This is a genomic window from Candidatus Blochmanniella chromaiodes str. 640 (genome assembly GCF_000331065.1).
In the GTDB taxonomy this organism is placed as follows: Bacteria; Pseudomonadota; Gammaproteobacteria; order Enterobacterales; family Enterobacteriaceae; genus Blochmanniella; species Blochmanniella pennsylvanica.
Genome location: NC_020075.1, coordinates 379,608 through 391,292, shown reverse-complemented (window position 1 = coordinate 391,292; position 11,685 = coordinate 379,608). Strand labels below are relative to the sequence as shown.

9 protein-coding genes and 3 tRNA genes are annotated in these 11,685 nt (G+C 30.2%); 10 read left to right on the top strand and 2 right to left on the bottom strand.

Features of this window, described 5'->3' with window-relative positions; translation table 11 throughout:
• Positions 1–139: 139 nt before the first annotated feature.
• The 5 genes from nagB (at position 140) to BCHRO640_RS01630 (ending at position 2,883) form a co-directional block, all read left to right on the top strand.
• A complete protein-coding gene (nagB, locus tag BCHRO640_RS01650) occupies positions 140–943 on the top strand; it encodes a glucosamine-6-phosphate deaminase (RefSeq protein ID WP_015344586.1) in 804 nt (267 codons plus the stop codon).
• Positions 944–953: 10 nt separating this feature from the next.
• The gene (gene nagA / locus BCHRO640_RS01645; RefSeq protein WP_015344585.1) at positions 954–2,114 is read left to right on the top strand and encodes an N-acetylglucosamine-6-phosphate deacetylase; all 1,161 of its coding nucleotides are present in this window, start codon (positions 954–956) and stop codon (positions 2,112–2,114) included.
• A 437-nt stretch (positions 2,115–2,551) separates the two neighbouring features.
• Positions 2,552–2,625 (top strand) — tRNA-Met (locus BCHRO640_RS01640).
• Positions 2,626–2,649: 24 nt separating this feature from the next.
• Positions 2,650–2,731 (top strand) — tRNA-Leu (locus tag BCHRO640_RS01635).
• An 80-nt stretch (positions 2,732–2,811) separates the two neighbouring features.
• Positions 2,812–2,883, top strand: a tRNA-Gln gene (locus tag BCHRO640_RS01630).
• A gap of 244 nt (positions 2,884–3,127) precedes the next feature.
• Here BCHRO640_RS01630 and BCHRO640_RS01625 read toward each other — a convergent pair.
• Both BCHRO640_RS01625 and BCHRO640_RS03375 read right to left on the bottom strand, forming a co-directional pair.
• A complete protein-coding gene (locus tag BCHRO640_RS01625) occupies positions 3,128–4,102 on the bottom strand; it encodes an FAD-dependent monooxygenase (protein WP_236608114.1) in 975 nt (324 codons plus the stop codon).
• Between the two features lie 34 nt (positions 4,103–4,136).
• Positions 4,137–4,298, bottom strand: coding sequence for an FAD-dependent oxidoreductase (locus tag BCHRO640_RS03375; protein WP_236608111.1), 162 nt, complete (start codon positions 4,296–4,298; stop codon positions 4,137–4,139).
• 467 nt (positions 4,299–4,765) lie between these two features.
• On the opposite strand from BCHRO640_RS03375, the gene BCHRO640_RS01620 reads away from it, so the two are divergent.
• The 5 genes from BCHRO640_RS01620 (at position 4,766) to leuS (ending at position 11,685) form a co-directional block, all read left to right on the top strand.
• Positions 4,766–5,755 carry a PhoH family protein gene (locus tag BCHRO640_RS01620; RefSeq protein WP_015344583.1) on the top strand — a complete coding sequence of 330 codons (990 nt, stop codon included), beginning with the start codon at positions 4,766–4,768 and terminating at the stop codon, positions 5,753–5,755.
• Positions 5,756–5,862: 107 nt separating this feature from the next.
• Positions 5,863–6,336: an rRNA maturation RNase YbeY gene (gene ybeY, locus BCHRO640_RS01615; protein ID WP_015344582.1), complete on the top strand. Its 474-nt coding sequence runs from the start codon at positions 5,863–5,865 to the stop codon at positions 6,334–6,336.
• A gap of 32 nt (positions 6,337–6,368) precedes the next feature.
• The gene (gene corC / locus BCHRO640_RS01610; RefSeq protein WP_015344581.1) at positions 6,369–7,253 is read left to right on the top strand and encodes a CNNM family magnesium/cobalt transport protein CorC; all 885 of its coding nucleotides are present in this window, start codon (positions 6,369–6,371) and stop codon (positions 7,251–7,253) included.
• A gap of 2 nt (positions 7,254–7,255) precedes the next feature.
• A complete protein-coding gene (gene lnt, locus BCHRO640_RS01605) occupies positions 7,256–8,788 on the top strand; it encodes an apolipoprotein N-acyltransferase (protein ID WP_015344580.1) in 1,533 nt (510 codons plus the stop codon).
• Positions 8,789–9,066: 278 nt separating this feature from the next.
• On the top strand, positions 9,067–11,685 hold the full coding sequence (gene leuS, locus BCHRO640_RS01600; protein ID WP_015344579.1) for a leucine--tRNA ligase: 2,619 nt from the start codon (positions 9,067–9,069) through the stop codon (positions 11,683–11,685).

The window sequence follows — 11,685 nt, the reverse complement described above, 5'->3', positions numbered from 1 at the left end:
ATTATTATCTTTAATTTTAAAAAAGAAATCGCATCAGGTTCGCAATTAACCATATATGTATATATATGTATAGTGTTTTATTAGTTTTTAACTAATATAGGATGATTTATTAATAGCTCAATTAAACAAGGATCTTTATATGAGAGTTATATTTTTAGATACCTCTGATCACGTTGCTCAATGGGTTGCGCACTACGTTGTTTGCCGTATTAATTCTTTTCATCCTACCATCGACAATCCGTTTGTATTAGGTTTACCTGCAGGAAGAACTCCAATCAAGACTTATAAAAATATTATAGCGCTGCATCGGTCTAATCAAGTAAGTTTTAAATATGTAGTAATATTTACTATGGACGAATATCTTGGTTTATCTCATACAGATTTAAAAAGCTATTATACTTTTATACATACAAATTTTATTGATCATGTTGATATTCCTAAAGAAAATGTCTACGTTTTAAATGGAAATACCAATAATGTTAAAGATGAATGTCAACGATATGAAGAAAAAATAAAATTATATGGGGGTATTCGTTTGTTGATAGGGGGGGTTGGTAGTGATGGACATCTTGCTTTCAATGAACCTGGCTCTTCTTTAACATCGCGCACCAGACTGAAAAACTTAAGTAAAGAAACTCGTGTATCAAATGCTAAGTTTTTTAATAATAATATTGATTCTGTCCCTAAATTTGCATTAACTATTGGAATTGCTACATTAATGGAGTCACGAGAAATAATAATAATAGCAACTGGAATAAATAAAGCAGCGGCAGTACAAGCAGCAATTGAAGGCAATGTTAATCATATGTGGACTATTAGTTGTCTACAGTTACATCCTAAATCAGTATTAGTATGCGATGAGCTATCAACTATGGAATTAAAAATGAAAACGGTCAAGTATTTTCGAGAACTAGAAATAAATAATCAGAAAGTCATAATGTAATTTCTAAAATATGTATGCTTTAATTAATAGTACGATATACACTGGTAAGGAAATTATTGAAAATCATGCGCTTATCGTTTCTGAAAATGTTATTAAAGCTATTTGTTTGAGTAGCGAGTTGCCTAAAAACATAGATGTACATGATTTATCAGGATCTTTATTGACGCCTGGGTTTATAGATTTACAAATTAATGGGTGCGGCGGCGTACAATTCAACGATCATATAAATGCAATATCAATATGCACGCTTGAAAAAATGCAGGAAACTAATCAATTTTCAGGGTGTACTAGTTTTCTTCCAACGTTGATTACTAGTAATAATGTTCTGATGCAACGAGCTATTGATATCATGCGTGTTTTTTTATCTAAAAATAAAAATCAGGCCTTAGGATTACATTTGGAAGGGCCATTCTTAAACTCTATAAAAAGAGGCATACATAACCCGATATTGATTCGTTGTCCGACAAACGAGATGATAAATTATCTGTGTGAAAATAGTGATGTTATCAGAAAAATAACTCTTGCTCCCGAACAATTAGATATGACATTTATTCAAAAATTAAAAAAATCGGGTATTTGTGTTGCAATTGGACATTCTAATGCTACTTATGAACAAGCACGATTTAGTTTCTCATACGGTGTTAGTTTTGGAACCCATTTATTTAATGCTATGCCCCCGTTAATTGCTCGTGAACCTGGTGTTATCGGAGCTATTTTTGATGTGCCAGAAATATATTGCAGTGTTATAGCAGACGGATTGCATGTTCATTGGGCTAATATTAGATATGCTAAAAAAATTAAAGGAGATCGTTTAATTTTAGTAACTGATGCCACTAGTCCTGCGGGATCTAATAAAATTAGATCCCGATTTCTTTTTTCTAACAAAACCATATATCATCATAATAACATATGTGTGGATAGTAAAGGCACACTTAGTGGATCGACTTTAACCATGATTCAAGCAATAAAAAACAGTGTTAAATATGCTGGAATACCATTAGATGAAGCTGTGCGTATGGCTACCTTATATCCAGCCAAAGCTATCGGAATGGACTATTGTTTAGGTAGCTTAGAAATAAATAAGATTGCTAATTTAACTGTTTTTAACACAGACTATCAAATAAAAAAAACCATAGTTAACGGAAAAATAGTGAATACATCATTGCCATAAATCCGACTACATAGACATATGCTTAAATAAATGTTCATCCCTGATGGAATTTTATCTCATTAATAATTTTTTGTATTAAACTAACAATTTTAAATTTTTATTACTACAAATTATATGTTACCATGTTCATATATGAACAAGGTTGAATTATTATATGGAATAGCTTCGTAATATATATTTCTATGCAGAAATATTTTATTTTTATTTTCAAATCACTTAAATTATAGTTATTTTTATATGAGGGCGCTCATAAAGTAAATCATATAATTTTATAATTTTTTTAATAAAATTATAAGTTTACATAATAACTAAAAATATATCCATTTTATATTCATAAAAGAAAGTTGACGGATATTTTATAATTATTGCATAATGTAGTATGAGTTTATGTGTTTCAGTTCGTAATGGGATCATAACATAGGATAATTAAAAATATTGGCTACGTAGCTCAGTAGGTTAGAGCGCAGCACTCATAATGCTGAGGTCACAGGTTCAAATCCCGTCGTAGCTATTTATATAATCAGATAGGTACAAAGCGGGAGTGGCGAAATAGGTAGACGCGTCAGAATTAGGATCTGATACTGAGAAGTATGCGAGTTCAAATCTCGCCTCCCGTATGTTGTTTATTTAAGTGACTATACACAAGAAATACATAAATAAATATAAAAATATACATGAGTAAGCATATTATGATAAATGGGGCATAGCCAAGCGGTAAGGCAGCGGGTTTTGATCCCGTCATTCCCAGGTTCGAATCCTGGTGCCCCAGTGGATTTTCATGTTATTGAACTCGAATAACAAATATAAAAATGTTGCGTTTTCAACGTTTATATCATGTTTTATTAATGATTATTAAAAATGAACAATCAAAATATATTTAAGTAAGAATCATTTTTACATGTATAATGCGTTGTAGTAATATAAGTATAAAAATTTATTTTTATAATTAAATTCAAGATAGATTTAGAATCTCTCTACATTTGATATATGTATGCAATACTGTATATATACTCTTATATGCCTAAAGCATATTTTAATACTTTTCTTTTTAAATATAAGGAACGCTCAACTGTCATAAATGCAATGTTCCTGGCTATTTTTAATGGCAAGTAATTATTATGAAAAACAACGTATAACCAATCTATGCATGATTGCATAAGGAAAGAGTCATATTTACGGCTTTTTTGATAGGATATCAACACCTCTGAAATACTCGAATACTCGTCAAAAACACGCGAATTAATTAGTAATCGGGATAAACTCATGACATCCCGAAGTCCTAAATTTATTCCTTGCCCTGCTAAAGGGTGCAAAGAATGTGCCGCATCTCCAACTAATGCACCTCCTGAAGTTACGTAGTTGTATGCACATTGACGAATTAATGGAACTACAGTCATATTGTGTAACTTAATGTTACCTAGTTGTTTTTGAAAATTATTTTCGATTTTTTTTTCCAACATTGCTACAGGTAATTGTTGTAACTCCTGAATACGCTCAGGAGTATTGTACCACATTAATGATCCCCAATGATTATATAGAGGCAAAAATCCTATGGGACCCCAAGGAGTAAATATTTGCCAAATTGTTCCATTTTTACATTTGTCTGTTTTAATGGTGAGTAACATACAAAATTGACGATATTTCCAACCAATTACCCCGATTCCTAATATTTTTCGAACTTGAGAATAAATTCCATCAGCTCCTATTAATAAACGACTAATAACTACGGCACCATTATCAAGAATGCATCGCCAACAAAATCCGTCATAATGTGTGGATACTAATATGGATGGGCAATATAATGTTATTGTTTTGAAGTTTACGAAATCTTCCCAAAGTGCTAATTGTAACCGATTATTTTCAATAATGCACCCCATCAAGGATACTCCTGCAGACATGGAATGAAAAATTACTTTTGATGATGGGCATTCCCATACTTCTAGGCGGTGATATGGCGTGCAAAAATTAGAAGGAATTTTTTTCCATATATTAATTTGTTTTAAAAATTCTATTGAAGCATAATTAATAGCAGCAACTCGAATATGCGGTTTTTTTTTTCATTGGAACAGGATGTGTATGATCTACTATGATTACTTTAATGCCAGATTTAGAAAGACGTAATGCTAAAGATGCCCCTATAATACCAGCACCAAATATTAATACATCACAGAATAATTTATTCATAATATTTTATGATCTACATAAAGGTTAAACTGTATATAAGTATATTTTTATATGATGTTAAGATTTTATGCAAGCGAATATTAATTTCAGTAAGTAATCGGGCATATAACACATAGAAATTTCAAATTAAATAAATATTTAAAAATTTAAAGATTTAATTGCAATCATATGTCCTTGACATATGATTGCAATTATTTTAACTTTCAGTTATATTACTGATTTATTAATTTATATTAGTAAATTAAGTTAATTTTTATCTGTATTTTTAATATGTTGTTATACTTATTATTGTTTATTTTTAAAATTTAAAGCATGTATTTAAAAACGTGTATATATTGAAAGTTTTTCATAGCTTATGATGATAGATTTTTTATTTCTAAATAATGTTATATATTACATTTAATGTCTTGATTCAATGTAAGTATTACTATCAATTGTTTTTATTCTGATTAATTTAGGGGTAATTTTTGAATTTAGAAACTAAAGAAATTAGATTACAACCAGCAAATAATAAACGTTTGATCAGTCTATGCGGACCTTTTGATGATAATTTGAAACAATTAGAATCGCAATTGAATATTACTATCAATAGGCGTGATAATTTTTTTAGATTAATAGGAGCATCAGTATCAGTTAATGCTGCCACTAATGCCTTGGTGTCTTTATATTCGGATACCGAGACCAAATGTGGTGTGATTCATGACATTGATCCAGAGCAAGTATATTTGACTATTAAACAAATCCAAATATTACAAACTCAATATAAATATACAAAAAAAACTCGTAATACTTTGATACAAATTGAAACAAAAAATGGGACAATAAAACCTCGTACAAAAAACCAATCAAAGTATATTTATAATATTTTTAATCATGATATCACTTTTGGAATAGGACCTGCAGGTACTGGGAAAACGTATCTAGCTATAGCTGCTGCAGTAGATTTATTAGAGCGTAAAAAAAATAAATATATTGTTTTAACTCGTCCTGCTATTGAGGCAGGAGAGAAATTAGGTTTTTTACCGGGCGATCTTAATCAGAAATCTGATCCCTATGTGCGTCCATTATATGATGCTTTATTTAATATAATTGGGCGTGAAAGAGTAGATCAATTGATACAAAAAAATATAATAGAAGTAGCTCCGTTAGCTTATATGCGCGGACGCACATTAAATGATTCTGTCATTATTCTTGATGAAAGTCAAAATACAACTATTACTCAAATGAAGATGTTTTTAACCCGAATTGGATTTCATTCTACAGTAATTATCACTGGAGATATCACTCAAATTGATTTACCATCTAATCAATCATCTGGTTTAACACATGCCATTAAAGTTTTATCCGTAATTAAAGATATTAGTTTTAATTTTTTTACTAAAGAAGATTCGGTACGTCATGCAATAGTAAGTCGCATAATAGATGCTTACGAAGCATGGGATGAGAAAAAATTTTAAATATACATCATAAGATATACAGATATGCATGAGAATAATTGTAAATTAAAGTATAAATAAAACAAATAGTAGCGATTAATAATTATTATTATAACTAAGGATAATAGATGACAAATAACCAAGTGATTATCGATTTGCAATTAGCATGTAAAAATTTACATGGATTACCTAATCGGAAAATGTTTCAGTCGTGGGTATCTGCTATATTTTCTATATATAAAAAAAAAATAGAATTAACTATACGTATAGTCGATATAAAAGAGATGCACTATTTAAATTGGTATTATTTAAAAAAAGATTGCCCTACTAATGTTTTATCATTTCCCTTTACGCCCCCATTGGGAATGAAATCCCCATTACTTGGCGATGTAGTGCTTTGTCGCCAGATCATAGAATCCGAATCTAAAGAAAAAAATGTACCTGGTAGATCACATTGGGCGCATATGATAATTCATGGATCACTACATTTGTTAGGGTACAATCATATTGTGGACAAAGAAGCTATATTAATGCAACGAGTAGAAAGAAATATACTTCAGCAATGTGGATATCGAACGTGTTGTCATGTTGCACATAGATAATAAAATTTTTATAAGATATAATAAATAATATTATGAATAATAATAATTCAGAGGAGAACGTTAATTCTATTCGTAAAAAAAGTTTTTTCACCTTTATATTACATCATCTCTTTCATAGTAGTCCTAAAAATCGCAATGATTTATTAAATTTAATACGTGATTTTGAACAGAATTCTTTGATAAATTCAGATACTCGAGATATGTTAGAAGGGGTTATGGATATTGTTGAACAAAAAGTTAGAGATGTTATGGTACCTAGGGCGCAAATTATTTTTTTGAAAAATACCCAGTCTTGGGATGAACAACTTAACATTATTATAGAATCTGCTCATTCTAGGTTCCCAGTGTTATATGGTAATCAGGATAAAATTAAGGGTGTTTTAATTGCTAAAGATTTATTACCATTCATACTAAAACAATCACAACCATGTAGTATTGATAAAATTTTACGTCCAGCAATGGTAGTGCCAGAACAGAAAGGCGTAGATAGAATGTTACAAGAATTTCGTCTACAACACTGTCATATGGCTATTGTAATAGATGAATTTGGAGGAATGTCTGGACTGATTACCATTGAAGACATATTAGAATTAATTGTTGGTGAGATTGAAGATGAATACGATAATAAAGATAGTTTTAATATTTGTCAAATAAACCAACATACTTTTATTATTAATGCATTAACCCCTGTTGCAGATTTTAATAAAATGTTTAACACCTGTTTTCATAATGAAGAAATAGACACTATTGGAGGTTTTATTATGCAATCTTTCGGGCATTTACCTACAAATGGGGAATCTATTGATATTTTGGGCTACAAATTTAAAGTTACACTTATAGACAGTCATCGTATTGTGCAATTACTCGTACAAATTCCCAACAACTCATTATATACACCTAAAGAAAATAATTTGTAGACATGATTTTTGTTGTTACTACATATTATAAATATAAACAATATTTTGGGTTTTTTACAGTGTTGTTATTTGGAGCATTCGGTATTTTAGGGTTTTCTCCATATAATTTTTGGCCAGCTAGTATTATTTCCTTAACTGTTTTTTTAAAAACAATTTTAGATTCTACATGGAAAAAAGCCGCATGGAATACATTTTTTTGGGGTATTGGATTTTTTGGTAGCGGATTACAATGGATCTACATAAGTATAGACCAATTTAGTAATATGTGTAGTTGTATCAATATTTTATTAATTGTTTTTTTGGTGTTATATCTGATACTGTTTCCTATATTATTTTCTGTTTTATTGTCGCTGATGCAATCATATACAACTATATGGTCAGCAGTAAGCGCTGCTCCAGTGATATGGTCAATTGTTGAATATATCAGGGGGTATCTGCTCACCGGGTTTCCATGGTTACAATTTGGATATAGTCAAATTGATGGCCCCTTAAAAGGTATTGCTCCTATTTTTGGTGTAGAAGGTATTACATTTACTCTTATTTTAATCAGTGGATTATTAGCTCTTTCTATCAAAAGAGCGCAATTATCGTCATTAATCATATCTTTCGGAATATTATTATTGTTATCACCCTTAACGCGAATACAATGGTATCATTTTCAGCCACAACGCGCTATTCACGTTTCTTTGGTACAAGGTAATGTTGATCAACATATAAAATGGAATTCTAATTATGTAGAAAAAATACTGCAGACATATATAAACCATACTTTACCTTTACTTGGCAAAACAAAAATAGTCATTTGGCCTGAATCAGCTATCCCGGGAAATGAAATTGAGCATAATACAATTTTAACATTATTAGATCATAAATGTAGACAATTTCAAACGAATTTAATTACCGGAATTATTGGAATACGTTACATTCAAAACTATTATCATTACTATAATAGTGTTATAGTACTAGGAGAATCTGAATCCTATAAATATCCGAATCGCAATAGATATGATAAACATCATTTAGTGTTATGGTCTGAAAAGTTGCCATTTCAGAGATTTTTTAAACCATTACTGAATCTTTTTAATGTGCCTGTGCCTTTTATGCAAGAAGGTTGTTATTTTCAACCACAATTGAGTGTGTCGTTCGTAAAAATGACTACTGCTATTTGTTATGAAATAATTCTTGGTAAACAAATACGTGACAATTTTAAATCTGATACTGATTTTTTATTAACTGTTGCAAATAATGCATGGTTCGGTCGGTCTATTGGACCGTGGCAGTTTTTCCAAATGGCTCGTATGCGTGCTCTAGAATTAGGAAGACCTTTATTATGTAGCACAAATAATGGAATTACCGCGATTGTTAATGCAGATGGTTCTCTGCAAGCACAACTGCCTCAGTTCATTTCTTCGGTACTTAGTGACAAGGTCATTCCAACCACAGGTTTAACACCATATGCAAAATTTGGATCCGGTTTTTTTCTGGGCATTATTATATATATATTTCTAATTTTTAAATGCAAAAATTATATATAATTTAAAAAAATTTTTATCAAATCTTCAAAATGCTCAGTATCTAATTACATAGAGATCTCAAAGAGATACATGGCTACACTTTTTATTAGGTATTAAAATAAACATTTCTTATAAAATAAGAAATAAAATTGATTAAATATTATCAATTACGTATATATTGTTATATACTTTGTTATTTTTATTGGATAAAAACAATGTTTATTTAGAAAAAATTAATATTTGTAATTAACTACAATTATTAATTAATTAACATTTTTTAATTTATTGTGATATTTATTATGCATAAATCATATTCTCCAAGCGATATTGAAAGTGCTGTTCAAAAACGTTGGTATAAAAACAAGACTTTTGCAGTCACAGAAGACAGTAATAAAGAAAAATATTATTGTTTATCTATGATTCCTTATCCATCTGGAAAATTACATATGGGGCATGTACGCAATTACACAATTGGAGATGTAATCTCTCGATATCAACGTATGCTTGGAAAAAATGTATTACAACCTATAGGATGGGATGCTTTTGGATTACCTGCAGAACATGCTGCAATTAAAAATAATACAGACCCATCAATCTGGACATACTCTAATATTAATTATATGAAAAGTCAATTGCAATCATTAGGTTTTGCTTATGATTGGAATAGAGAGCTTATAACTTGTCACCCAGACTATTATCGATGGGAACAGTGGTTTTTTACTGTGTTATATAAAAAAGGTTTAGTATATAAAAAAACTGCATCAGTAAATTGGTGCTCATATCATAAAACGGTTTTGGCTAATGAGCAAGTTATTAATAATTGCTGTTGGCGTTGTCATACCCCTGTAAAATATAAAAGAATTCCGCAATGGTTTATAAGAATTACTAATTATGCGGATCAATTGTTACATGGATTAGATCAATTAGCGCATTGGCCTGAACAAGTAAAAATTATGCAACGAAATTGGATTGGGCGTTCAGAAGGCGTAAATGTTACTTTTAGAATTGAAAATTCTAATGATACGTTAACAATATACATGACTCGATTAGATATTTTCATGGGAATTACTTATTTAGTCATATCTACAGATCATCCAATAGCATTGCAGGTGGCAAAAACTGATTTAAATGTAGCTCATTTTATTCAAAAAAATGACGATTTTTATACTAAATTAAACAAAAAAAATGTTTTTTATTTTGAAAAAATGGGAATGCCTACTCATATCTATGCGATACATCCGATTACTAATAGTAAATTACCAATTTGGGTCGCCAATTTTGTAATACCTATGGAGTGTGATGGAATGGGAGCAGCTATATCAATTCCAGCTCATAATCAACAAGATTGGGAATTTGCTTATAAATATAATCTACCAATAAAACCTGTTATAAAGAATCTGGATACAATTACACCAAATATTGCGATGCAAGCGCAAGAAAAGATTTGTGATGGGATATTATTTAATTCTGGTGAATTTGATGGATTAAGTTCTTGTACTGCGTCTAACGCGATTGTCAAATCGTTAATTGCGCGTGGTGTCGCTCAATATAAAGTTAATTATCGCTTAAAAGATTGGGGTATTTCGCGTCAACGTTATTGGGGGGTTCCTATCCCTATGGTAACATTATCTAATGGTGTTGTTAAGCCAGTACTGTTAGATCGATTACCAGTAATTCTTCCAAAGAATATGTCAACTATACAAAAAAGTAACGATGGATATGTCGATAATTCTTTAAAAATGTATCCTAGCTGGATTCAAACTACTTATAAAGGGCAAACAGCCATTCGTGATACTGATACTTTTGATACTTTTATGGAGTCATCTTGGTATTATGCTCGTTATACTTGTCCTCATTATAATGAGGCTATGTTAAATGTGCATGCTGCTAATTATTGGTTGCCAGTTGATCAATATATAGGTGGAATTGAACATGCTATTATGCATTTATTATATTTTCGATTCTATCACAAATTAATGCGTGATGAAGGATTAGTATATTCCGACGAACCTGCAATACGTTTATTATGTCAAGGTATGGTATTAGCAGACTCTTTTTATTATGTGTCTCCTAATGGCCAACATATATGGGTAGATCCAACTCATGTTACAATAAAACGAGACAGAATAGGAGGCATTGTCAAAGCTATTGATAAAAATGGACGTGATTTAATTTATGATGGAATGTGTAAAATGTCAAAATCAAAAAATAATGGTATTGATCCAAATATAATTATTGAAAAATATGGAGCAGATGCGGTGCGGTTTTTTATAATGTTTGCTGCTCCAATTGAAGCACCGTTGGAATGGAAAGAATCTGGCATAGAAGGCGCACAGCGTTTTCTTAAACGTATTTGGAACTTAATATATTATCATATCCAAGATGGACCTGTAGATGCATTAAATGTTGTAATACTGAATCATGCGCAAAAATTTATTCGATACAATGTACATAAAACCATAGAAAAAGTTACTGACGATATTGATCGTAGGCAATCATTTAATACTGCTTTATCAGCTATTATGAAATTAGTAAAAAAATTATACAATGCTCCTAAAACAAGCATGCAAGATAGAGCGGTATTACAAGAGGCTTTATTAGTAATAGTGAGGCTACTATATCCATTTACTCCACATATTAGTTTTATTTTATGGAAGGCTTTAGGAGGATCTGAAGATATCGATAATGCAACATGGCCTATTGTAGATACACAAGCGATACAAAATGACAGAACGCTCGTTCTAGTACAAATTAATGGAAAGATGCGACATAAAATTTTTGTACCATTAAATAGTGATAAGAATGTAGTTTCTAAATTATTAGAAACAGAGGGAGTTTTAAATAAATATCTTATTGGAAAAAAAATAAACAATATAATTTATGTTCCAAATAGAGTAATCAATATTATTGCAAAATAG

Bases quoted from the DNA above. Each gene is read 5' to 3' on its own strand.
- nagB (WP_015344586.1), top strand. From the start codon at position 140: ATGAGAGTTATATTTTTAGATACCTCTGATCACGTTGCTCAATGGGTT.
- nagA (WP_015344585.1), top strand. From the start codon at position 954: ATGTATGCTTTAATTAATAGTACGATATACACTGGTAAGGAAATTATT.
- BCHRO640_RS03375 (WP_236608111.1), bottom strand. From the start codon at position 4,298: ATGAATAAATTATTCTGTGATGTATTAATATTTGGTGCTGGTATTATA.
- ybeY (WP_015344582.1), top strand. From the start codon at position 5,863: ATGACAAATAACCAAGTGATTATCGATTTGCAATTAGCATGTAAAAAT.
- corC (WP_015344581.1), top strand. From the start codon at position 6,369: ATGAATAATAATAATTCAGAGGAGAACGTTAATTCTATTCGTAAAAAA.
- lnt (WP_015344580.1), top strand. From the start codon at position 7,256: ATGATTTTTGTTGTTACTACATATTATAAATATAAACAATATTTTGGG.
- leuS (WP_015344579.1), top strand. From the start codon at position 9,067: ATGCATAAATCATATTCTCCAAGCGATATTGAAAGTGCTGTTCAAAAA.